Below are 24,565 nucleotides of genomic sequence, written 5' to 3' on the forward strand. Positions count from 1 at the left end.
GAGTGTGAAACAAATGGCAGGCCATTCAAAATGGAAAAATATACAGAATCGTAAAGGTGCACAAGATGCGAAGCGAGGAAAAGTGTTTCAAAAGATGTCAAGAGAGATTTTTGTCGCTGCAAAATCAGGCGGCGATCCTGACATGAACCCTGCACTTCGGCTCGCAATCGAAAAATCCAAAGGGTTCAATGTGCCGAATGATGTCATTAAACGTGCAATTGATAAAGCAACTGGTGCAGGTGCTGATGAAAACTATGAAGAAGTTATTTATGAAGGGTACGGTCCAAATGGCGTAGCGGTATTAGTATATTGCCTCACGGAAAATCGCAATCGCACCGCCCCGAATATACGTGTAGCATTCAATAAAAATGGAGGCAGTCTGGGCGAAAGCGGTTCAGTCAGTTATATGTTCAACAGGAAAGGGCGTCTGTTCATCGAACGGACAGAAGGAATGGATGAGGACGCTATTATGTTGTCGGCACTGGAAGCAGGAGCGGAAGATATCGAGGCTACTGAAGACGGATTTGAAATCTTGACGGCCCCTTCGGATTTCATGGTAGTCAAAGAAGCGTTAGAGAATGAAGGCATGTCTTTTATAGCTGCAGAGGTTGAAATGGTTCCGACAATGTATACAGAACTAAACGAAGAGCAGAGCGAACAATTTGAGAAGATGATTGAGGCGCTTGAAGATGACGATGATGTACAAAATGTGTATCATAATGCGAGCACATCAGAAGGATAAGCTCATTCGTAGTTTTGTAAAATAGAAGAAAATCACCCGAAAAGGGTGACCAGTACAAAACAACCATCGCATTTTCTGTGCGATGGTTTTTCATGGAATAAAACCTTTATCCTTTCGGTATCTCCGCAATGAAGTGACAAAGAACGCCATTTATGGATCATAGAGATACAAGCACTGGATAAATCCTTACAGCAAGTAAAAGTTTGAAGGTGAATGGAGAGCCACTTCATTTCACGAATAGATAGAAAGCGCGTTCGTATGCTATAATGAGGTGGAAAGTTTAGGGGGAGAAATATTTGTATGATTATATAAAAGGACAGATTACAAGGGTAACACCAGAATATATCACTTTGGAAAACGGAGGAATTGGCTGGCAAATTATGACGCCGAATCCATACGCATTCCATATGACTGAAGATCCGCAAACAGTGTATACATATTTGCACGTCAGGGAAGATGCACAATTGCTTTTAGGATTTAAATCGATTGAACAGAGGGAATTGTTCAAGAAGCTCATTACCGTTTCAGGTATTGGCCCAAAGGGTGCGCTTGCGATTTTGGCGAGCGGCATTCCTTCACAAGTTGTCGGAGCAATTGAACGCGAGGACGAAGCGTACTTAGTAAAGTTTCCTGGCGTCGGCAAAAAGACTGCTAGACAAATTATCTTAGATTTGAAAGGGAAATTGCACGATTTATTTACAGAGATCGAAATGCCTGATGAAGAAGTGACTTTGCTGTCAATGGCGGAGAATGATTCTTTGGAAGAGGCCATTTTAGCTTTGCAAGCATTGGGGTATTCACAGCGCGAACTGACAAAAGTGAAGACGCAATTGCAAAAAGAGGATCTTGATACGGAAGGCTATATGAAGCTTGCCTTGCGTTTATTATTGAAACAGCAATAAGGGTAGAATAAGGTCATATGATTGGGAAAGGAGGAAAGCGACTATGGAACGGGTTATTTCTAGTGAACAATCGAATTATGATGAAGGATTTGAATTGTCGCTACGGCCACAAACCTTAAGTCAATATATCGGTCAAGAAACCGTAAAAGATAATTTGAGCATTTTCATTGAGGCAGCAAAAGGACGTAGCGAAAGTCTTGACCATGTATTGCTTTATGGACCACCAGGATTAGGGAAAACGACTTTGGCGACTGTCATAGCGAATGAAATGGGCGTCAATGTGAAAATGACGAGCGGGCCGGCGATTGAGCGGCCTGGTGATTTAGCAGCTGTCGTATCTTCATTAGAGCCAGGCGACGTTCTTTTCATCGACGAAATTCATAGGTTGAACAGAGCAATTGAGGAAGTTCTCTATCCAGCGATGGAAGATTTCTGCCTTGATATCGTTGTGGGGAAAGGGCCTTCCGCGAAATCGATCCGCTTGGACTTGCCCCCTTTTACGCTTATTGGTGCAACGACACGTGCAGGCTCCTTATCCGCGCCATTAAGAGACAGATTCGGGGTTCCTTTACGATTGGAATACTATGATGTAAAGCCGTTGCAAGATATCGTAACAAGAAGCGCGCGTCTATTCGATGTCGATATCGATCATATTGCTGCAGAGGAAATCGCCCGTCGTTCGCGTGGAACTCCGCGAATTGCAAATCGTCTGTTGCGGCGCGTCCGAGATTATGCACAAGTGCGGGGCGATGGCAATATTACTGTCCAAATCGCAAAAGAGGCGCTTGAAATGCTGCAAGTCGATGCACATGGCCTTGATCATATCGACCATAAACTAATTGTCGGTATGATTGAGAGATTCCGTGGCGGCCCAGTTGGCATCGATACGCTTTCAGCAAGCATTGGAGAAGAGTCGGTTACGATCGAAGATGTTTATGAACCATATTTACTGCAAATCGGCTTTATTCAAAGGACACCTCGCGGGCGGGTAGCGACACGCCTCGCTTACGATCATTTTGGGTATGCTATGCCTGAAGAAATATAAATCCAGCTTTTTGCTTCAGAAATTATGAGAAGCAGAAGTAGTGACAGTTTTGGCAAAGGAGTGTACCATTTTTCCTTGAACGAAAGTTAATTTTACGATAGAGGAGTTTACATATACGATGGATGTAAATGATTTTGATTTTGATTTGCCTGAAAGACTAATTGCACAAACACCTTTAAAGGACCGTACGGCCAGCCGCTTGTTAGTTATGGATAAAACGACTGGCGCAATTGAACACCGGCATTTTCGAGATATTGTCGATGAATTACAGCCGGGCGATATGCTCGTTTTAAATGATACGAAAGTGTTGCCGGCACGCTTGATTGGAGAAAAACAGGACACAAAAGCGACAATTGAACTACTATTGCTAAAAGAAACAGGGAATGATGAATGGGAAACACTTGTTAAGCCAGCGAAACGTGTTAAAGTTGGTACTGTTGTCACGTTTGGGGATGGCAAATTGATAGCTGAATGTGTCGAAGTTTTGGAGCAAGGTGGGCGCAAATTCAAATTTACCTATTCTGGAATCTTTTATGAGATTTTGGACGAGCTTGGCCAAATGCCTTTGCCTCCATACATTACGGAAACTTTGGATGACCAGTCGCGCTACCAAACCGTCTTTGCTAAGGAACGAGGATCTGCAGCTGCACCTACAGCAGGTTTGCATTTTACTGAGGAAATATTGCAGCAATTAAAAGATAAAGGCGTTGGCATTGAATTTATTACACTGCATGTCGGATTAGGGACATTTCGGCCAGTAAGCTCCGATAAGATTGAAGAGCATACGATGCATTCGGAGTACTACCAAGTGAGCGAGAGCGCCGCACAAGCGATTAATGAAGTAAAAGCGAAAGGTGGAAATATCATCGCTGTCGGTACGACATCTGCCCGTACATTGGAAACGATCGCCTCGGAAAACGATGGCAAGATTGTTGCAACAAGTGGCTGGACCTCGATCTTCATTTTCCCTTCGTACAAGTTCAGCATTTTGGATGGTTTGATCACCAATTTCCATTTGCCTAAGTCAACATTGGTTATGTTGGTTTCTGCGTTGTCAACGAGAGAAAATATATTAGCAGCTTATCGTGAAGCGGTAGAAAATGAATACCGTTTCTTCAGTTTTGGTGATGCAATGTACATCCGACCGCACCGAAGCAACTGAAAGTTTTGCCCATTAGAAAGGAATGAATAGAGTGGCAGCAATCACATATGAGCATATTAAAACTTGCAAACAAACCGGTGCGCGGCTTGGCATCGTCCATACGCCTCACGGTTCTTTTGAGACGCCGGCTTTCATGCCTGTTGGTACACAAGCGACGGTAAAAACGATGTCTCCAGAGGAATTAAAACAAATGGGTGCAGGCATTATTTTGAGCAATACGTATCACTTATGGCTGCGCCCGGGCCATGATATAATTAAGGAAGCTGGCGGTCTCCATAAATTTATGAATTGGGATCGTCCTATATTGACGGATTCTGGCGGATTCCAAGTTTTTTCATTGAGCGAATTTCGTAAAATAGAAGAAGAAGGTGTTCATTTCCGCCATCATTTGAACGGAAGCAAGCTATTTTTAAGTCCAGAGAAAGCAATGGAAATTCAAAATGCATTAGGTTCGGACATCATGATGGCGTTTGACGAATGTCCGCCTTACCCGGCTACTTTCGAATATATGAAATCGAGCGTTGAGCGGACATCAAGATGGGCAGAACGTTGCTTATCTGCTCATGAGAGACCAAATGATCAAGGTCTATTTGGTATCGTGCAAGGCGGGGAATTCGAAGAGCTGCGCAAGCAAAGCGCGAAAGACCTCATTTCTCTCGATTTTCCAGGCTATGCAATCGGAGGTCTATCTGTTGGTGAGCCTAAAGATGTAATGAATCGTGTATTGGAATTTACGACACCGTTATTGCCGACAGATAAGCCTCGCTATTTAATGGGCGTCGGATCTCCGGATTCTCTAATTGACGGCGCGATTCGCGGTGTGGATATGTTTGACTGCGTATTGCCTACCCGAATTGCTAGGAACGGCACATTAATGACAAGCGAAGGACGTCTCGTCGTTAAAAATGCAAAATATGAAAGAGACTTCGGTCCGTTAGATCCGAACTGCGATTGTTATGCATGCAAAAATTATAGCCGTGCGTATATTCGCCACTTGATACGTGCCAATGAAACCTTTGGAATTCGATTGACGTCCTATCATAACTTGTATTTCTTGTTGCGCTTAATGGAACAAGTGCGACAAGCAATTCGCGAAGACCGTTTAGGTGATTTCAGGGAAGCGTTTTTCGAACAATACGGATTCAACAAACCAAATGCAAAAAACTTTTGAATCTTGTATAATAAATCGAGAGTAGAGGGGGGAAGAAAATGCAAGGAGATTTGTTGGGAACTTTATTGCCAATAATTGCGATGTTTGCGATCATGTGGTTCTTATTGATCAGACCAGCGCAAAAAAGGCAAAAACAAACAAAGCAGATGCAAGATAGTCTACAGCGTGGAGATAAAGTCATTACAATCGGTGGGATTCACGGAACGATTGACGCGGTGGACGAGTCATCTGTTTACTTAAAAGTCTCAGAGGGCACGACACTGCAGTTCGATCGTCAAGCGATTGGACGAGTGTTGGATTCATCTGCTTCTTGAATATGATTATAATGGAACGGCGCCTGTATTATTTCGGGTAGCCGTTTTTTTAAGTTATTGTATAGAAAACAGTTGAACAGGAATCCTTCTTATAAAGGAGGGTGCAACATGAATGATCTGTTCATCATTGGGATACGGACTGTCTTTCTATATTGTCTCATTTTAGTTGTGCTAAGAGTGATGGGAAAGCGGGAAGTTGGAGAATTGAGCGTCATAGATGTTGTCGTCTTCGTTATTATGGCGGAAGTCGTAGCATTTGCACTTGATTCGCCAGATAAAAAACTGAGCCACTCATTGCTGCCCTTGTTCATATTATTAGGGATTCAATTGTTGACGTCCTATATTTCATTGAAAAGCAAAAAATTTAGGGACCTCGTAGATGGAGATCCCGTCATGATCATAAAAAATGGACAAATTGAAGAACAAGCTATGAGAAAGCAGCGTTATAACTTGGATGATTTGTTTCAGCAGCTGAGAGAGCAGCAAGTCGGATCCATACAGGAAGTATCCTATGCTTTTTTGGAGCCCTCCGGCAATTTGTCCGTCTTTACAATTGAGGACACACAGCCTGTATTGGCACTTATTTCTGATGGCGTCATTCAAAAAAGACATATACAAATTATAGGAAAAACAGAGGAGTGGCTTCTTTCTGAGCTGAAATCAGTTGGCGTATCACATCCTGAATATGTTTTTTATTGCTCATTTGAACAGGGGAAACTTCATTTTCAGCTGAAAGAAAAGTATCAATAAACTTTTAATAGTCTTTTTAGCATACCAAAATCATTTTTCTTCACTTGACCGAACAAGATTAAAATGATCAGTAAAAAGATTGTCGTAACGATACATTCCCCTATTAAGCCGAACGTTCCGACAGGTAAAAAGATTGGACGGATGACTACCGTTAAAATGAATGAAACATACGGTAAAGCAAACATTGTAAATCCAGCTGCGGCTGCTTTGTTTTTGCGCAAGGTTGCAATATGGAGGAATGAAGTTACTAAGACGCCGAATCCAATCGCCAGCACGGCGCCAGTTTCTTGCAAGCCAGGCTGGGAGGCCAGTACAAACATGACTCCTAATTTTGCAATGCCACCATATACGGAGTTCATCATGCCGGCTTTCGCATCTCCTGTCGCCTGCAAAATTGAATAGAGCGGACTTTGAATGTAGTAAAAGAAGAAAACCGGAGAGAGCATGGCCATGTAAGAAGCACCTTCTTTTACATGGAAAAGCTTCTCCGCCAAATCTTGGCCATGTATATAAAATACGGCAGCGGCAAATGCCCCGGTCAATGCAGAAAGCCTCAATGCAAGATGAATCCTTTCCTGCAATTTCTTTTTATTGCTGGAAGCCGCCGCACCACTCACTGCAGGCACTAAAACGACAGAAAGTGCATAAGGAATGAACGATGGAAATAACAACAGGGGGATCAATACTCCAGAAATGACGCCATACAAAGAAGTGGCGGCCACTGCCCCTACACCTGCCATTGAGAGAGCTCGAATGAAAATGATCGGCTCTAAAAACCAGGTGAATGTTCCGAACAGCCTGCTTCCCGAGGAAGGTAACGCAATGGACAGCAACGGTTCCATCGGATATTTTGCTGCTTTTTTAATTGGTTTCGGCTCTTTGCGCTTATGCTGGTAATATTTGAAGAGCAGATAGCTTGCGGAAACTGCCTCGGCCAAAAGGGTAATCCCCATCGCGTATGCAGCATTCATTGCATTATCGCCTTCAACTAATAATTTCGGCAATAGCCAAGTAATCATGGCAATTCTAAAAGATTGTTCAAGTATTTGTGACCATGCAGTCTCTTCAATTCTTACAATCCCTTGGAAATATCCACGGATCAAACCGCAAATCGCAGCAATTGGTATAATGGCGATCCCGACATAGAGCGCAGTCGATGAAGCTGCATTTCCTAATAATGTTTCGGATAAATAGGGGACAAACAAAATAGAAGCCGGTATGAAAACGATGCCTGTCAAAATTGTAATGACAGTAGCGGTTTTCATGACGGCAGGAAGTTTTGTCGATTCGCCTTTTGCTTTTAATTCTGCGATCACTTTTGCTACAGCAATGGGAACACCTAATTGTACTAAGGACAAAAAGAAGATGAAAGCGGGATAGGCTGTCATATAAATGCCTACTGCTTCCTCTCCAGCTACGCGCATAAATTGAATCCGATAAACGAACCCTAATAATTTTGACAGAAATACTGCTACCATGAGTATGGCGGTACCTCGGATGAAAGTGGACATTCCCAAACAACTCCTTCTCAATTCCGATCATTTCGTATAAACTAAATCTATGCGGTGATTTGGTTATTTACGACTGAATAGGAGAGGGTTGGTGGATGATGGCAATTCAATTCGAGGAAATTTTCAACCATGCGCTTCCGGCAATCAAAAGCAAAAAGAGTGAGCTTCGTTTGTATGGCTATACGACGGTGACCGAAAAAGATATTTGGACATTTTGCGTAAAGAAAAAATGGCGAAAGAAAGATGTAGCATCCATGCGCATCCACGAAGTTGTGAATAGCATCCTAAAATTGACACCCGCCGAATTCATGACGTACACACAGATTGAAGAACAACGTGATTCAGATTGGTTTTCAGATTTGAACAGCGATGAATTGCAGCTGTTGCTATCTCCAAGAAAATCAGAGGAGCGTAGGGGATCGTAATGCTTCAACTATTTGACAGATGGGATACTCTGTTTCATAATTGGAGTGTTGTATTTTTTGAATAACTGTACATAGTAGTCGATTTTGCCGCTCCGAGTACAGAGGGGGAACTTACTTATGAAAACAAGAGGCCGGATTGTCGCGTTTTTATTGATCCTTGTCGTTTTGGGGTCTTTAGTCGGAACTACGACAAATCCGATTTTAAAAGATGTAAGATTAGGATTGGATTTGCAAGGGGGCTTTGAAGTACTTTATGAAGTCCAGCCATTGAAAGAGGGCCAAAAGATTACAGAATCAGTCGTTTCGGATACGGCTTCTGCATTAGGTAAACGTGTTGACGTGTTAGGGATTACTGAACCGAGTATTCAAGTCGAATCGAATAATCGGATTCGTGTCCAATTGGCGGGGGTTGAAGACCAAGAAACTGCTCGTGAATTGCTATCGACACAGGCAAATTTGACATTCCGGGATGCTGACGACAATCTTCTTTTAGATGGCGATGATCTCAAAGAAGGAAAAGCGAAAGCGAACTTCGGTGAAACTGGAAATCCTGTCGTTACGTTAGAAATGAAAGATCCGGATAAATTCGGTGAAGTAACTGCGAAGGTAGCAAGTAAAGCACCGGAAAATGTCATGGTCATTTGGATGGACTTTGAAGAAGGTGTTGATTCATTCAAGGAAGAAATGAAAAAGGAAAAACCTAAATTCATTTCAGCTCCTTATGTTAAACAAACAATCAACTCTTCGAATGTAGAGATTTCAGGTAACTTTACAGTTGAAGAAACGAAGAATTTAGCAGACATTTTAAATGCTGGTGCATTGCCAGTACATCTTGAGGAAATCTATTCGACCTCAGTAGGTGCCCAATTCGGTGCCCAAGCATTAGATAAAACGGTGTTTGCAGGTATTGTAGGTATTTCTTTAATTCTTTTATTCATGTTAGTGTATTATCGTGTGCCAGGTTTTGTTGCAGTTATCACACTATCGTTTTACATTTATTTAATATTACTTGTCTTCACAAGAATTAATGGTGTGTTGACGTTGCCTGGAATTGCTGCCCTCATGTTAGGGGTCGGTATGGCGGTCGATGCGAATATCTTGACGTATGAACGGATCAGGGAAGAGCTGCGGGTTGGCAAATCGGTGAAAACATCATTTGCTGCAGGTGCTAAGTCAGCATTTACAGCTATCTTGGATGCCAATATTACGACGATATTGGCTGCAGTCGTTTTGTTCATCTTCGGGACAAGCTCTGTAAGAGGATTTGCGACAATGCTCATCATTAGTATTTTAGTCAGCTTCTTGACAGCTGTATGGGGATCGAGATTGTTGCTTGGCCTCTTAGTGCATAGCGGCGTGTTGGACGGTAAACCAGGATTATTCGGCATATCGAAAAAGAAAGTGCATGCACCTGAAGAAAATGTTGATACGTTAGATCTGACAACGAAGTTTGACCGTTTTGATTTTGTCGGCACGCGAAAAATTTTCTATGTTATTTCAACTATTTTGCTCGTTGCAGGCATTGTCATGTTAGGCATATTTAAGCTGAACTTAGGGATTGATTTCTCAAGTGGTACACGCGTAGAAATTATGTCGGATCAACCATTGACGACAGAAGAAATTTCGGGCACGCTTGAAGAATTGGGCCATCCATCTTCAGACATCGTGTTGTCGGGGGATACAAATAATATTGGGGTTGTCCGATACAAAGAGGAATTCAAGCAAGAAACGATCACGAAGTTTAAAAATGATTTATCTGCACATTATGGTGTAGATCCAAATATATCTGCAGTTTCGGATACTGTAGGAAAAGAATTGGTGAAAAATGCGTTTAAAGCACTTGCGGTTGCTGCTTTAGGAATTGTTATATACGTAGCATTCCGCTTCGAATGGAGAATGGGCTTGTCTGCCATCGTCGGGTTGCTGCATGATGCATTCTTCATGGTTGCGGTCTTTAGTATAACGAGGCTTGAAGTGGATATTACGTTTATTGCGGCAGTATTGACAATCGTCGGTTACTCCATCAATGACACCATTGTTACGTTTGACCGAATCCGGGAAAACTTGCATCGTATCGGTAAAATTGACGATGAAAAGCAATTGGCGGATATCGTCAATAAATCGCTTCGTCAAACATTAGGACGATCGGTGAATACGGTATTGACAGTAATTTTTGTAGTTGTTGCATTAATTGCAGTTGGTGCAGAGGCAATTCGTCCATTCTCGGTTGCGTTATTGATCGGTTTACTTGCAGGAACATATTCTTCAATTTTCATTTCCGCGCAAATCTGGTTTGATTTGAAGAAGAAAGAAATGAAAAAAGAAGGCGGCCTGAAAGTAAACAAAGAGAAAAAGCAATGGGGTTCAGACGAACCAGTCGTATAATGCGTTTAAATCGCATAGGAAACAGGGTATACATATTGTATACTCTGTTTTTTCTTTGAAGGAGAGTGGAATGATGCGGTTTCAATGGGGTTTATTAGTAGGACTTCTTTTTGCAATCGTAATTGCCGTATTTGCTATCGTTAACGTCGAAGCAGTGAAAGTGAATTATTTATTTGGCACAGCGCAAATTCCGCTTATCTTAGTCATTTTAATTATGGCGTTGTTAGGAGCTGCTATAAGCGGCATCGTCGGGATGTTCCGTTCCGTCCATATGACACGTCAAATTAATGAGTTGAAAAAAGAAATGACGGCAAAAGAAATAATGATCGCTTCGCAGCAAAACGAAATTGCAGCTTTGCAGCATGGTGAAGATTTTAGGGCACGAATTAGAGATAATGATGAATAAGCAATTAGAGCATCTTTCAAAATTTGTTTGAGAGATGCTTTTTATTTTGGGCTATTGTTGTTTATTAGTATATTTATCCTATTGGAAATGTAAGCCATTTTGTAGCAGTGTTATACATACGCCAAACCATTAATCATGCTTATTGTTGATTATGAGTATACAGATTGTATTATGAGGTTTTACAAGGGTTTATGAGCTCTTTATTCTGTTTATGCGTAAGTATATAACGATTTGACCGTACGTTATGGAATAAGGCAGACTCCTCTTTCTTGGTATTCGTAAGTGCTGAGAGAAGTAAGGGAGATTTCGCTTTATGTCCCTCACGCCTTCCGATATAATAAGGACAAGGATGTGAGCATTTTGATAGAATCAAAGAAAATGTGGACAATTAACCGTCCTGATGAGCAACTTGTGCAGCTTTTCATAGATAAGCTTGGTCTTCCGTCGATCCATGCGAAAATATTAGTCTCACGAGGGATTATCGATTTAGACGAGGCCGAAGCTTTTTTACATATGACCGAAAGAAATTTACATGATCCATTTTTGCTATACGGTATGGATATTGCGGTGAAGCGCATACAGCAAGCGATTGAAAATGCCGAAAAGATTACTGTTTATGGCGATTACGATGCAGACGGAGTAACGAGTGTCACAGTTTTAACGACGGCATTGGAAAGGCTTGGCGCCAATGTAGAATACGCCATACCGAACAGATTTGAACATGGCTATGGACCAAACAGTGAACTGTTCATGGAACTCCATGCAACGGGCACCTCACTTATTATTACGGTAGACAACGGCATATCCGGTATTAAAGAGGTAGAACTTGCCAAGTCCTTAGGAATGGATATTATTATTACGGATCACCATGAAATCGGCGAAGCGCTTCCTAAGGCGGATGCAATTATACATCCAAGGCATCCTGATGGAAATTATCCATTTGGGGAATTAGCAGGGGTTGGCGTTGCTTTTAAATTGGCATGTGCATTATTAGGTGAAGTACCTGCAGAGCTTTATGAAATTGCCGCAATCGGAACGGTTGCAGACCTTGTGCCATTAAGAGATGAAAATCGTTTCATCGTCAAAGAAGGTATACGGCGAATGAGACATACGAAGCATCTTGGTTTGCAAGCGTTACTAAAAGTAAGTGCCACGGAACAGTCAAAAGTGTCGGAAGAGACACTTGGGTTCATGATCGGACCACGGTTAAACGCACCCGGAAGATTAGGCAGTGCAGACAAAGCGGTCCACCTGTTAAAAGCGGAAGATCCTATGATGGCGATGGCAGTTGCAGAAGAGCTGGACGAGCTGAACAAAGAAAGACAAGCGCTCGTCGCTTCTATTGCAGAAGAAGCTGAAAAAGCCATGGGTGACCTGTATGGAGATATGCTTCCATACGTTATTGTCATTGCGGGAGAAAACTGGAATCCTGGAGTTGTCGGGATTGTCGCTTCGAGATTGACTGAAAAATATTATCGGCCTTCAATTGTCCTATCGATTGATAAGGAGAGTGGCATAGCGAAAGGTTCAGGTAGAAGCATTGCAGGATTTGACTTGTATGAGAGCCTTTCCAAAATAAAAGACTTGTTGCCGCATTTTGGCGGGCATGAAATGGCGGCAGGCATGTCTTTATCCATTGAGCATGTTGAGTTGCTTAGAGAGCGTTTAAATGACATTGGCAAACGGTCTATGACGGATGATATTCTCACTCCTCGCCTACATATTGATGTTCCGATAGAAGTGTCAGAAATAGATGTGAACGTATTGGAACAAATGGAAAATTTACGTCCATTCGGTGTTTCATTCGAAAAACCGATCTTTTTATTGGAAAATGTTTATGCAGAATCTGTCCGAAAAATTGGGGCAGCGAAAAATCATTTAAAATTGCAATTGACTGCCGGTGATGAAAGTTTGGATGTTATCGGGTTCGGACAAGGTGAGCTTGCAGATGACATGAGTCCAGCAGTGAAAATGTCTGTAACGGGTGATTTGCAAGTGAATGAATGGAACGGACGGAAAAAGCCACAAATGCTATTGGAAGACCTAACTGTCACTGAACGGCAACTGTTCGACTTACGAGGTGTTCAAGAACCAAGCAGATGGCTTTCATCGATACCGAAGAAAAATACTGTGTTCATTGCGTTTCATGCAAAATCTATAGAACATTTCAAACCCGTGTTAGGTGAAATGGACATGCGATTGTATGATCAACAGCAGATTGAGGAAACAGATCATCTTGTATTGTTAGATCTTCCAAACGAGGCTAAGCAAATTCAAAGCATTATGCAATCTGTTAATCCTAAGAGAGTATATCTTCACTTCTATGTTCCAGAATCGATTTATTTTGAAGGAATTCCTGGACGGGAACAGTTTGGATGGTTTTATAGCTTATTGAAAAAAAGGGGTTCTTTCGATTTACGCAAAGAAATTCATGAGCTTTCTAAACATAGAGGTTGGAAGATAGACACAATTTATTTCATGTCGAAGGTGTTTTCTGAGTTAGGATTTGTTAAGATAGAGAATGGTCTTGCTCTTTTTGTTGAAACGGCTGGGAAAAAAGATTTGTCTGAAGCTCCTTCTTATCAAGAGAGGGAAAGGCAAATTGAACTTGAGAAAAAATTAGTTTATGCACCTTATCATGAATTGAAACAATGGTTTGACGCATTATGTGATAATGCTGTCAACAGGGAGGAACAACAGTTATGGATTTGAAAAGTTATGTGACGATTGTACCTGATTATCCAAAAGAAGGAATTAGCTTTAAAGATATTACAACGATTATGGACGATGGCAAGGCGTATAAATATGCAACGGATAAAATTGTGGAGTTTGCGAAGGAAGTAGGTACGGACATTATCGTTGGTCCTGAAGCGAGAGGGTTCATCATTGGATGTCCGGTCGCGTATGCATTGGAAGTCGGATTTGCTCCTGTTCGTAAGCCTGGAAAATTACCGCGTGAAACGATTTCGGTCGAATATGATTTAGAGTATGGCAAAGATTCATTGACGATTCATAAAGATGCCATTAAACCTGGCCAACGTGTTCTTATCGTCGATGATTTGCTTGCAACAGGCGGAACGGTTGGCGCAACGGTTGAGCTTGTTGAAAAATTAGGCGGTATCGTTGCAGGCTGTGCATTTTTAATCGAACTTTCGTACTTGAACGGCCGCGAAAAATTGGTAGGCCATGAAATTCGTTCTTTAATCACTTATTGAAAAATGTTCCCTCGCTTCTTTTGCGAGGGTTCTTTTGCATTCTCATACTTTACATTCATAGCTATTTATACATACAATAAGATTATCTTTATTTTTTAACTTTATTCAGCAAAAAACGCCCACCTTAATAGATGGCGAGATGAATATTTTTCGGTTCGGCAGCTGCACTTACTTTGCTGAACATTAGCAGCAAATTGGCTAAGGCGGTCACTCCATGTGGCAGTGCCTAATTGATTGTAGATTTTTGTTGGCTAAAGCCTCCGGTGGATGTCACGGATTTTAGAAAGAGTACTTAAAGCAGACTCTAAAAATCTGGACGAACTTACGCAGAGTCGTAAATGATTGCTGAAGTTGTCGAAAGGAGTAATAGAATGGCGAAAAACCGTGACATGACCGCGGATGATATATTTCAAATTGTTGCCTCCTATATGAATGATAAACATGTCGCGTTCGTCAAAAAGGCTTATCAAGCAGCTTATGCGGCGCATGAAGGGCAATACAGAAGCTCAGGAGAACCATATATACTGCATCCTATTCAAGTTGCGGGCATCTTAGCAGAACTGCAAATGGACCCGGCTACAGTTGCTGCCGGATTCCTTCATGATGTTGTGGAGGATACGGATGTTAGCAGAGAGGACATCGTTCGGGAGTTTGGTGAAGAGGTTGCAATGCTTGTAGATGGAGTGACGAAGTTAGAAAAGCTGAAATTCAAGTCAAACGAAGAGAAGCAGGCAGAAAATCATCGGAAAATGTTCATTGCGATGGCGAGGGATATTCGAGTGATCCTCATTAAATTAGCAGACCGGCTTCATAATATGCGAACGTTGAAGCATGTGCCTGAGGAGAAGCAAAGAAGGGTCGCAGCAGAAACGTTGGATATATTCGCCCCGCTCGCTCATCGTCTCGGAATTTCCACGATTAAGTGGGAATTGGAAGATACTGCACTTCGTTATTTGAATCCGCAGCAATATTACCGAATTGTTAATATGATGAAGCGTAAGCGTGATGAGCGCGAAAAATATTTGCAAAACGTTATGGAATTGATCCGTAAAGAAATAGCAGAAATGGATATCGATGCGGACATTTCGGGTCGTCCGAAACATTTATATTCAATTTATAGAAAAATGATTTTGCAGAAAAAAGAATTTAATGAGATATATGATCTTTTAGCTGTGCGCATTATTGTCAAAAGCATTAAAGATTGTTATGCAGTCCTTGGCATCATTCATACTTTGTGGAAGCCGATGCCGGGCAGGTTTAAGGATTATATTGCGATGCCTAAGCAGAACTTGTACCAGTCAATCCATACGACTGTCGTCGGTCCGGCGGGCGATCCACTTGAAGTGCAGATTCGTACAGAAGAAATGCATCGTATAGCCGAATACGGGGTAGCCGCACATTGGGCGTACAAAGAAGGGAAGACGGTTTCTGAAAAGCCGGGCAATATTGATTCTAAGCTGAAATGGTTCCGTGAAATATTGGAGTTTCAAAATGAATCTTCGAATGCCGAAGAATTTATGGAGTCATTGAAATTCGATTTATTTTCGGATATGGTCTATGTTTTTACGCCAGACGGAGATGTGATAGAAATTCCAAAAGGTTCGGTGCCAATTGATTTCGCTTATCGTGTCCATTCCGAAGTAGGGAACCGAACGATAGGGGCAAAAGTGAATGGCAAAATGGTACCGCTTGACACCGAACTATCCACAGGAGATATCGTTGAAATTTTAACGTCGAAACAGTCGTTTGGACCTAGTCGAGATTGGTTGAAAATTGCAAATACTTCACAGGCAAGAAATAAAATCCGTCAATTTTTTAAAAAGCAATTGCGTGAGGAAAATATCATCAAAGGCAAAGAGATGGTCGAAAAGGAAATCAAGCTGCAAGAATTTGATGTGAAAGCTATACTTACGCAAGAAAATATCCAACGAGTAATCGAGAAATTCAGCTTTACATCAGAAGAAGATATGTATGCAGCTGTAGGGTCAAATGGAATCACTGCACAGCAAGTCGTCAATCGACTAGCTGAAAAGATCCGTAAAGAACGTGAACAGCAAGATACGATCGACAAAATTGTTTCTGATATGAAGGCGACGCAGCCGGTTATGACTGAGTCTGGCGTTATTGTAAAAGGAATCGAAAACTTGCTCATCCGATTATCGAAATGCTGCAACCCGATTCCTGGAGATGAAATCGTTGGCTTCATAACTAAAGGGCGCGGCGTTTCGGTGCACCGCTCGGATTGCCCAAATATCCATGCAGATGAAGATACTGATCGGCTAATCGATGTTGAATGGGCAGTCGATACAAGCAATGCGGTGAAAGATTTCCAAGTGGATATTGAAATTTCCGCATTTGACCGACAAGGCCTATTGAATGAAGTGATGATGGTTGTCGCGGATACGAAAACGCCGATGGTAGCAGTAAGTGGCAAAGCAGATCGCGATAAATTGGCGAAGATCAATATGACGATCAAAATAAAAGACATCGCCCATTTACATCGAATCGTTGAACGTATTAAACAAATCCGTGATATTTATTCCGTCCAGCGTATAGTGAATTAATAAAGGTCATGTGAACAAGTTGAGTAGGCAGGTGTTTGAATTGAAAGTTGTATTACAGCGTTCAGGCAAAGCAAGTGTTACTGTTGATGGAGAAATCACTGGCTCGATTGACAAAGGATATGTATTGCTTGTCGGATTGACGCATGAAGATAAAAAAGAAGATGTAGAGTATATAGCGAAAAAAATAGCAGGCCTGCGTTTATGGGAAGACGATGATGGAAAAATGAACAAATCAATTGATGAAGTTGGAGGTTCCATTCTTTCTGTATCGCAATTTACACTATATGGTGATGTCAGAAAAGGGAGACGCCCGAGTTTTATTGAAGCTGCGAGACCAGAAAAGGCTGAGCCTCTATGGCACTATTTCAATGAATGCTTAGAGGGCTATGGACTTCAAGTAGAGACAGGAATTTTCGGTGCAATGATGGACGTAGAACTTGTGAATGACGGTCCAGTAACAATCATAGTCGAATCAAAATAAATTTGAAAAGAGACGATCACTTTCCTCTGAGCGAGAGGGGTGATCGTCTCTTGTTTATTGACTCCCATCAAAATACTCAAGGAGGCCTTGATAAATTCCATGTGTAGCCTGTTCTCTGAATAGATCCGTTTTCAAGATTCGTTCTTCGGAAGGATTTGATAAAAAGCCCAACTCAATTAAAACGGCATTCTGCTTATTTTCCCTCAAAACTAAAAAGTCGGCAGGCTGTGCACCCCGGTTCCTAATGTTAATCGCCCCATCTAAGCCGTTATTAATTGCTTCTGCTAAAGATTTTTGCGATGTTTGTGTGTAGTACGTTGTAAATCCAGTAACCGAGCTGTCTAAGTTAGCGTCATAATGGACGCTGATGAATGCATCAGCTTGAGCTTGGTGGCCGATGGAAACTCGTTTTCTTAACGAAACGTACGTATCGGATTCTCTCGTCATAACGACGTTGGCACCGGCAGCTCTCAACTTTGCTGAAAGCAATTCGGTCGTTAACAGCGTCAAATCTTTTTCATCGGTCCCTCTCGACCCGGTCGTTCCTCTGTCATTGCCTCCATGTCCTGCATCGATGACAATCGTTAAACCATTTAAAGTACCGGCAGCTCTTGCAACCGTATTTTTCGGTTGCTCTTTTTTCTGCAACTCTTCGTCACCTGTAGTTACGACCCATTTTGCAATAAAGGCCGTATCACCAGATTCAAGTGCGATTTCATACCAATCACCATCTTCTTTTACGACAGGAAGTCTTTCTCCTGCATTGACGCGAGTTACAATTTCAGAAGCCGTTGTTGCAGAAGATCTAATGTTTGTCCCATTCGTCAAAACGGTTACAGTTGTTTTACTGTCATGGCGTAAGGAATCATCTTTTTTACCAGTTAGATATCCGTGGAAAGAATAAACCCAACCAGACTTCTTTTTTCCAAGGTCGATTCGAACCCAATTGCCATCTGACTCGATTACAGAATACGATTCGTCTTTATGTACCAATCCAACTTTTTTTGCCTTTAGATCTGCTTTTTTTCGAACATTCAACGCATCAACTGAAACGGTAAATAATTGATCTTGTTCCACATTAGATGCGATCTTCTCAACAGACTTTTCCCGCGATTCGCTTTCAATCTTTTCTTCTTTTTCAGTTTGTTGATGAACTAATTCCGTTACATAATCGGCATATACCCATCCGTCTATTCCGTTTTTCTGAATAGCGACCCATTTATCAGTTTGTCCAGTCATAAGTGCTTCTTCCCCGGCACTCAATTGACCAATGATAGCAGCGTTTATGGATGGTTCCGTCCGTATGTTTAAGGCATTTACCTTAGAAATGATATTTTTTGGTTGGTTGTCCAAAGACTCTTCGGATGTAACGAGCCATGAAGCAATCCAGCCAGTGCTTGCGCCTAACCGAATTTCCAGCCAATCGTTTGAAGTAGATAAAATATCGACGGACTCGCCTCTCTTCATTGAGCCAATAACTGGATACGTAAGTCCGGGACCAGATCGGACATTCAATGAAGCCGTATTTACTACTGCCGTTCCGCTATTGGCAATTATGACGGATTGATTGTAAAAGATTGCTAACGTTAAAACGGCGACGATTGTCCAAATCTTCACTTTCGACAAACTATCACTCTCCTTTAAGAATAATTGTAGTGTTTTTTCGAATAAAAAACTACAATGAAATGAAAAAGGTTGACACTTCTGTAGTAAATCGCTAAGATGTTGGTTAATCTAATCGATATAAGGCAATACAATTAAAACCCTATGACGTGGCAAGTAGCTGCTTTGCAGACTGACAAGAGAGGGGTGGACGAGGCTGAAATCCACTCTACAGACGGAAGTAGCGAATAACACCATCGAGGATCCATGCTGAACGAATCATTCTATTAGGTGTGGACGGAACCGGCCGTTATCCGGATACGAGTGGGCTCGATGATAATCGAAGCCAATTTGGGTGGAACCGCGGAAGCTACTAGCTCTCGTCCCTTTATTAACAAGGGATGGGAGCTTTTTCTATTGTTCGCGGAAAAACGATGCAGGAGAAAGGGGAAGTCTTATGAAATTTAAAGTGCCAAGAGGGACGCAAGATATTTTGCCATCTGAATCATGGAAGTGGCAACAAGTTGAAGCGATTATTCGTGATGTATGTGAATTGTACCGCTATAAGGAAATTCGTACTCCGATGTTTGAGCAGACGGAATTATTCCAAAGGACCGTTGGAGACACGACAGATATCGTTCAAAAAGAAATGTATACATTTACAGATAGAGGAAACCGTTCCATGACGCTACGTCCAGAAGGAACAGCATCTGTCGTACGTTCGTATGTAGAACATAAAATGTTTGGCTATCCAGATCAGCCAGTAAAGCTTTATTATTCAGGACCGATGTTCCGCTATGAAAGACAGCAAGCCGGAAGGTATCGTCAATTCGTACAATTTGGCGTGGAAGCAATCGGCAGTGCTGATCCTGCCATCGATGCAGAAGTTATTTCACTTGCTCTCGATGTATATCGCCGCGCAGGCTTAAAAGACTTGAAATTGGTATTGAATTCATTAGGAGATGGGGAATCAAGAAAGGCACACCGTGAAGCCTTGATCGCTCACTTTGCACCGCATATCGGCGAATTTTGCACCGATTGCCAATCAAGATTGAACAAAAACCCATTGCGAATTCTCGATTGTAAAGTGGATCGAGATCATCCGTTAATGGCTTCAGCTCCTTCATTAACAGATTATTTAAATGAGGAGTCTGCAGCTTATTTTGAAAACGTGAAGCGCTATTTGGACGCCATCGGCATTTCGTATGAGCTTGACCCGAATTTAGTACGCGGGCTTGATTACTACAATCACACAGCATTTGAAATTATGAGCACGTCCAAAGGGTTCGGAGCGATTACAACACTTTGCGGAGGTGGTCGTTACAATGGCGTATCAGAAGATATCGGCGGGCCGCACGCACCGGGCATCGGATTTGCAATGAGCATTGAACGCCTATTATTAGCGCTTGAAGCAGAAGAAAAAACGTTCGTAGATGAACCGGATTTGGATGTATACATCGTATCACTTGATGAGGAAGCACACCGAAAAGGATTTACGGTTCTAAATGATTTGCGAAATGCGGGCATACGTGCGGATATGGATTACATGGACCGCAAGATGAAAGCTCAAATGAAATCGGCGGATCGGTTTAACGCAAAAACAGTAATTGTCATTGGTGAAGACGAAGTAAAAGAAAATGTTGTGCAATTAAAAAATATGGAAGATGGCACACAACAAAAAGTGAAAGATAGTTTACTCCTAGAAAAAATTAAAGAACAGTTGAAATAGGGAAGGTTGATGAACAATGCAGCGAACACATTATTGCGGAGAATTGACTGAAGACGTAATCGGTCAGCAAGTAACATTACAAGGATGGGTGCAAAAACGCCGTGATTTGGGCGGATTGATTTTTATTGACGTGCGCGACCGCACAGGCATCGTGCAAGTTGTTTTCAATCCGGATTTCTCTCAAGAAGCGCTTGAGTTGGCAGAGAAAATCCGTAATGAATATGTGATTGAAGTGAGAGGCAAAGTTGTAGAACGTGAGGAGAACCAAAAGAACGAAAAGCTAAAGACTGGTTCTATTGAAATACACGCAGAACAATTAAAAATCATTAACGAAGCAAAGACGCCTCCATTTATGATTGAAGATGAAACGGATGTCAATGAAGAGATCCGTCTAAAATACCGTTATTTAGATTTGCGCCGTCCACAATTGGCAAAAGTTTTTAAAATGCGGTCGGATATTTCAAAAACAGTGCGAAACTTTCTCGATGATGAAGGATTCATCGAAGTCGAAACGCCTATCTTGACAAAATCGACACCAGAAGGCGCACGGGACTATCTCGTGCCAAGCCGTGTGCATGACGGTGCATTTTATGCGTTGCCGCAATCTCCGCAGTTGTTCAAGCAAATGCTCATGGTATCCGGTTTTGACCGTTACTATCAAATCGCACGTTGTTTCCGTGATGAAGACCTGCGTGCAGACCGACAACCTGAATTTACGCAAATCGATATGGAAATGAGTTTCATGTCGATTGAAGACATTATTGAGTTGAATGAAAGATTAATGAAAAAAGTGATGAAGGATGTTAAGGGGATCGATATTGAAATACCATTCAAGCGTATTCCGTATGATGAAGCGATGGCACGTTTCGGTTCCGACAAACCGGATACAAGATTCGAGATGGAATTGATCGATCTATCCGAAATTGTGAAAGACTCTTCATTCAAAGTGTTTGCAAGCGCGGTTGAAGCAGGTGGCCAGGTGAAAGCAATTAACGTAAAAGGCGCTTCTGACAATTACTCTCGGAAAGATATCGACGCGTTAGGTGAATTTGCAGGACGGTATGGTGCAAAAGGGCTCGCATGGCTTAAAGTGGATGCAGAAGGCTTGAAAGGCCCGATCGCTAAGTTTTTTGAAGAGGAAACTGCAGAGTCATTGAAAAACGCTTTACATGCTGAAGCTGGTGACCTTTTATTATTTGTAGCAGATAAAAAATCTGTTGTTGCAGATGCATTAGGCGCTCTTCGATTGAAATTAGGGAAGGAATTGAATTTGATTGACGAATCGAAATTCAATTTCCTCTGGGTAACAGATTGGCCGCTATTCGAATACGACGAAGAGGAAGGCCGTTATTATGCTGCCCACCATCCGTTCACGATGCCGGCTAATGTCGAGGAGCTTGAAACGAAACCTGAAGAAGTAAAAGCTCAGGCGTATGACCTTGTTCTGAATGGCTACGAATTAGGCGGAGGTTCTTTGCGGATTTATCAACGTGATGTTCAAGAAAAAATGTTCAAAGCATTAGGCTTTACACAAGAAGAAGCGCGGGAGCAATTCGGCTTCCTGTTGGATGCTTTTGATTATGGAACACCTCCACATGGCGGTATTGCATTCGGTTTAGATCGCATTGTAATGCTATTATCCGGCTCGTCTAATTTACGAGATACAATTGCATTCCCGAAAACAGCAAGCGCAAGCGACCTGTTGACTGAAGCGCCAAGTGAAGTTGATCAGGCACAGCTTTCCGAGTTAGGTATTGCTGTAAAAACAACTGAAAATCACTAACGCAACTCTCGTAAAATTGTAAAAATGGCAAAAGTAAAATCGTTGAACCGAAAAAAAATGTATGGTAGTATACAAGTAATACGAATCCTGAGGTGTTCGTCTTTGACTAATCAGTTTTGACCGAACATATTGATCGTAGGGAGTCTGCATTTCATTCTGGATGACATGCCTTCTTTAAGGGGACTTCAAAAGGAATGGAGAAGACACCCACCTGCTGAGTGCGGGTTCAAAGCGATACGAATAAGACGGCACATTCGGGATTCGTAACTGTTTTGATTTGAAATGACATGAATTTAGTTTAATCCCCCTCTTGCTTCATTGCAGAGGGGTTTTCTATTGACATATTTTATTTTGAAAGGCGGAATCATTTTGTTGCACCAATTTTCTCGCAATGAATTAGCGATAGGCAAAGAAGGCGTAGAACGGATGCGCCAAAAAACGGTTGCTATTTTAGGTGTTGGCGGCGTCGGTTCGTTCGCTGCAGAGGCTTGTGCAAGAAGTGGCATTGGCCGCATTATTTTAATCGATAAAGACTCAGTCGATATTACGAACGTCAACCGTCAACTTGTCGCAAGCCTATCGACTATAGGCAGATCGAAAGTGGAAGTGATGGAGGAGCGGATTGCTGATATTAATAAAGAATGTGAAGTAATCAGTTTGCATATGTTTTACACGGAAGAGACTTATGAAGAAATTTTCAGCTACAAGCCTGATTATGTCATTGATGCATCGGATACGATCAGCTATAAAATTCATTTGATCAAAGAATGTGTCAAACGAGGCATCAAAATTATTTCAAGCATGGGCGCTGCAAATAAATTAGATCCTACAAGATTTCAAATTGCTGATATTTCTAAAACTCATACAGATCCGATTGCAAAAGTCATCCGTCTTCGTCTGAGAAAGGAAGGTATTCAAAAAGGCGTTCCTGTCGTTTTTTCAGACGAGAGCCCAATCGTTGTCCGGGAAGATGTCGTTGATACAGTAGGAAATCCTGACGCAAACATCCGAAAAGCGAAAATGCCACCAGCATCGAATGCGTATGTACCTTCTGTTGCAGGTCTTATTTGTGCAAGCTATGTGTTGAATGATATCGTCAAGGATATCCCGATTGAACGGGTGAAAGATAAAGCGAATATATGAGGATAGAGCTGTTTAGAAGGTTGGTTTTCACTGACTTTTTGAACAGCTCTTTTGTAAGTAAAAATAAAGGGATACATGTAACCGTTGCTCCGTACGATTTTGAACTAAGAGAATAAACATGTACAAAACGTAGTGAATAAGAGTGGGGAAAAATAGACGAATTCATAAAACAATCATAATCGAATAATGAATACAACTTGTTATAATGACATAATGCTGATACAATTGACCTACTATATAGGGCTTAGAATAGTAATATAGTATAAAGAGTTTGAGCATGAGAGGATTGGGAACGATGAAAAAACAGGATGGCATTTTATTGGAGAGCGGCACGAACGAACTTGAAATCGTCGAATTTGAAATGGGACATAACAGATATGGCATAAACGTAATTAAAGTAAAGGAAATTATTCTTCCTACGCCAATTACAGTAATCCCGCATGCTCACCCTGCAATAGAAGGCATTATGCAGTTGAGAGGCGAAGTATTGCCTGTCATCAATATGGAAAAAGTGATGGGACTTCCTCAAACAATCGGACCAAATGATGGAAAGTATATCGTAGCAGCTTTCAATAAACAGGAAGTCGTCTTCCATGTCCATGAAGTGACTCAAATCCATAGAATATCATGGAATCAGATCGAAAAGCCTTCAGACCTATATTCCGGAGATGCTTCGCAAGTGATCGGTGTCATTAAGCGTGAACGCGATATGCTATTGTTATTAGATTTTGAAAAGATTGTAATGGAAATTAATCCAGATAGTGGCATTCGTGTAGAGGAAGTGCAGAAGTTAGGTGAGAGAGAGCGATCTGATAAACGAATTGTCGTCGCTGAAGATTCACCAATGCTTCGAAAATTGCTGAGTGACACATTATCTGAAGCAGGATATGTCAATATCGAGTTTTTCGAAAATGGAAAAGATGCTCTGAATTTCTTGGAAGCAATCGTCGCTGATGGTAAGACTGTTACAGATGAAATTCAATTAGTGATTACGGATATCGAAATGCCTCAAATGGACGGACACCACTTTACGAAACGTATTCGTGAGAACAAGGATTTAAGCGCATTGCCAGTTATTATTTTCTCCTCACTCATTACTGATGAGCTAAAGCATAAAGGAGAAAGTGTCGGTGCAAACGATCAAGTAAGCAAACCAGAAATCGCTGAATTAGTATTGAAAATGGACCAATATATTTTATAATAAAACAACCGCCGTACGGAATTCTTACGGCGGT

The 24,565-nt window shown here is 41.7% G+C and carries 20 protein-coding genes, 1 other RNA gene and 1 other annotated feature; of the genes, 19 read left to right on the top strand and 2 right to left on the bottom strand.

The features are described 5' to 3' along the window. Positions 1 to 13: 13 nt before the first annotated feature. The 7 genes from ACFQ38_RS17985 to ACFQ38_RS18015 all read left to right on the top strand — a co-directional run bounded on the left by ACFQ38_RS17985 (position 14) and on the right by ACFQ38_RS18015 (position 6,086). Entirely contained in the window at positions 14 to 742 is a 729-nt protein-coding gene (locus ACFQ38_RS17985; RefSeq protein ID WP_336824356.1) for a YebC/PmpR family DNA-binding transcriptional regulator, read from the top strand. A gap of 296 nt (positions 743 to 1,038) precedes the next feature. Then, positions 1,039 to 1,644, top strand: coding sequence for a Holliday junction branch migration protein RuvA (gene ruvA / locus ACFQ38_RS17990; protein ID WP_336824357.1), 606 nt, complete (start codon positions 1,039 to 1,041; stop codon positions 1,642 to 1,644). A gap of 43 nt (positions 1,645 to 1,687) precedes the next feature. Next, entirely contained in the window at positions 1,688 to 2,689 is a 1,002-nt protein-coding gene (gene ruvB, locus ACFQ38_RS17995; RefSeq protein ID WP_336824358.1) for a Holliday junction branch migration DNA helicase RuvB, read from the top strand. Between the two features lie 118 nt (positions 2,690 to 2,807). Beyond that, positions 2,808 to 3,851 carry a tRNA preQ1(34) S-adenosylmethionine ribosyltransferase-isomerase QueA gene (gene queA, locus ACFQ38_RS18000; protein WP_381482660.1) on the top strand — a complete coding sequence of 348 codons (1,044 nt, stop codon included), beginning with the start codon at positions 2,808 to 2,810 and terminating at the stop codon, positions 3,849 to 3,851. A gap of 31 nt (positions 3,852 to 3,882) precedes the next feature. After that, on the top strand, positions 3,883 to 5,022 hold the full coding sequence (tgt, locus tag ACFQ38_RS18005) for a tRNA guanosine(34) transglycosylase Tgt (protein WP_381482662.1): 1,140 nt from the start codon (positions 3,883 to 3,885) through the stop codon (positions 5,020 to 5,022). A 38-nt stretch (positions 5,023 to 5,060) separates the two neighbouring features. Further along, the gene (yajC, locus tag ACFQ38_RS18010) at positions 5,061 to 5,336 is read left to right on the top strand and encodes a preprotein translocase subunit YajC (protein ID WP_336824361.1); all 276 of its coding nucleotides are present in this window, start codon (positions 5,061 to 5,063) and stop codon (positions 5,334 to 5,336) included. A gap of 108 nt (positions 5,337 to 5,444) precedes the next feature. Continuing rightward, positions 5,445 to 6,086, top strand: a complete 642-nt coding sequence (locus tag ACFQ38_RS18015; RefSeq protein WP_336824362.1) for a DUF421 domain-containing protein — start codon at positions 5,445 to 5,447, stop codon at positions 6,084 to 6,086. Here ACFQ38_RS18015 and ACFQ38_RS18020 read toward each other — a convergent pair. Further along, positions 6,080 to 7,597: a putative polysaccharide biosynthesis protein gene (locus tag ACFQ38_RS18020; RefSeq protein ID WP_336824363.1), complete on the bottom strand. Its 1,518-nt coding sequence runs from the start codon at positions 7,595 to 7,597 to the stop codon at positions 6,080 to 6,082. The two genes, ACFQ38_RS18015 and ACFQ38_RS18020, sit on opposite strands and share 7 nt — an antisense overlap. Before the next feature lie 95 nt (positions 7,598 to 7,692). Between ACFQ38_RS18020 and ACFQ38_RS18025 the strand changes: the two genes are divergently transcribed. The 7 genes from ACFQ38_RS18025 (at position 7,693) to dtd (ending at position 17,073) form a co-directional block, all read left to right on the top strand. Continuing rightward, positions 7,693 to 8,022 (top strand): post-transcriptional regulator, encoded by a 330-nt coding sequence (locus tag ACFQ38_RS18025; protein ID WP_336824364.1) that lies wholly within the window; start codon positions 7,693 to 7,695, stop codon positions 8,020 to 8,022. Between the two features lie 117 nt (positions 8,023 to 8,139). After that, positions 8,140 to 10,407, top strand: coding sequence for a protein translocase subunit SecDF (gene secDF, locus ACFQ38_RS18030; protein ID WP_336824365.1), 2,268 nt, complete (start codon positions 8,140 to 8,142; stop codon positions 10,405 to 10,407). Positions 10,408 to 10,480: 73 nt separating this feature from the next. Next, positions 10,481 to 10,813: a LapA family protein gene (locus ACFQ38_RS18035; RefSeq protein ID WP_336824366.1), complete on the top strand. Its 333-nt coding sequence runs from the start codon at positions 10,481 to 10,483 to the stop codon at positions 10,811 to 10,813. A 360-nt stretch (positions 10,814 to 11,173) separates the two neighbouring features. After that, positions 11,174 to 13,525, top strand: a complete 2,352-nt coding sequence (gene recJ / locus ACFQ38_RS18040; RefSeq protein ID WP_381482668.1) for a single-stranded-DNA-specific exonuclease RecJ — start codon at positions 11,174 to 11,176, stop codon at positions 13,523 to 13,525. After that, positions 13,516 to 14,028 (top strand): adenine phosphoribosyltransferase, encoded by a 513-nt coding sequence (locus ACFQ38_RS18045; protein WP_336824368.1) that lies wholly within the window; start codon positions 13,516 to 13,518, stop codon positions 14,026 to 14,028. The genes recJ and ACFQ38_RS18045 overlap by 10 nt, the downstream gene beginning before the upstream one ends. A 371-nt stretch (positions 14,029 to 14,399) precedes the next feature. Then, the gene (locus tag ACFQ38_RS18050; RefSeq protein WP_381482670.1) at positions 14,400 to 16,592 is read left to right on the top strand and encodes a RelA/SpoT family protein; all 2,193 of its coding nucleotides are present in this window, start codon (positions 14,400 to 14,402) and stop codon (positions 16,590 to 16,592) included. A gap of 40 nt (positions 16,593 to 16,632) precedes the next feature. Then, positions 16,633 to 17,073 (top strand): D-aminoacyl-tRNA deacylase, encoded by a 441-nt coding sequence (gene dtd / locus ACFQ38_RS18055; protein WP_381482672.1) that lies wholly within the window; start codon positions 16,633 to 16,635, stop codon positions 17,071 to 17,073. A 54-nt stretch (positions 17,074 to 17,127) separates the two neighbouring features. On the opposite strand, the gene ACFQ38_RS18060 is transcribed toward dtd, so the two are convergent. After that, the gene (locus ACFQ38_RS18060; RefSeq protein ID WP_381482718.1) at positions 17,128 to 18,690 is read right to left on the bottom strand and encodes an N-acetylmuramoyl-L-alanine amidase; all 1,563 of its coding nucleotides are present in this window, start codon (positions 18,688 to 18,690) and stop codon (positions 17,128 to 17,130) included. A gap of 141 nt (positions 18,691 to 18,831) precedes the next feature. Beyond that, positions 18,832 to 19,066 (top strand) — a binding site (T-box leader). Between the two features lie 66 nt (positions 19,067 to 19,132). Here ACFQ38_RS18060 and hisS point away from each other — a divergent pair. From hisS to ACFQ38_RS18085, 5 genes are all read left to right on the top strand, one after another. Next, entirely contained in the window at positions 19,133 to 20,404 is a 1,272-nt protein-coding gene (hisS, locus tag ACFQ38_RS18065) for a histidine--tRNA ligase (RefSeq protein WP_381482674.1), read from the top strand. 16 nt (positions 20,405 to 20,420) lie between these two features. After that, complete coding sequence (aspS, locus tag ACFQ38_RS18070) at positions 20,421 to 22,187, top strand: aspartate--tRNA ligase (RefSeq protein WP_336824372.1); 1,767 nt, start codon at positions 20,421 to 20,423, stop codon at positions 22,185 to 22,187. 81 nt (positions 22,188 to 22,268) lie between these two features. After that, positions 22,269 to 22,452: non-coding RNA, 6S RNA (gene ssrS, locus ACFQ38_RS18075), on the top strand. A gap of 104 nt (positions 22,453 to 22,556) precedes the next feature. Next, positions 22,557 to 23,330, top strand: a complete 774-nt coding sequence (locus ACFQ38_RS18080; protein ID WP_336824391.1) for a tRNA threonylcarbamoyladenosine dehydratase — start codon at positions 22,557 to 22,559, stop codon at positions 23,328 to 23,330. A gap of 295 nt (positions 23,331 to 23,625) precedes the next feature. Further along, entirely contained in the window at positions 23,626 to 24,531 is a 906-nt protein-coding gene (locus tag ACFQ38_RS18085) for a chemotaxis protein (protein ID WP_381482676.1), read from the top strand. Positions 24,532 to 24,565 lie beyond the last annotated feature (34 nt).

Source organism: Sporosarcina contaminans, assembly GCF_042679045.1.
Lineage (GTDB): Bacteria > Bacillota > Bacilli > Bacillales_A > Planococcaceae > Sporosarcina > Sporosarcina contaminans.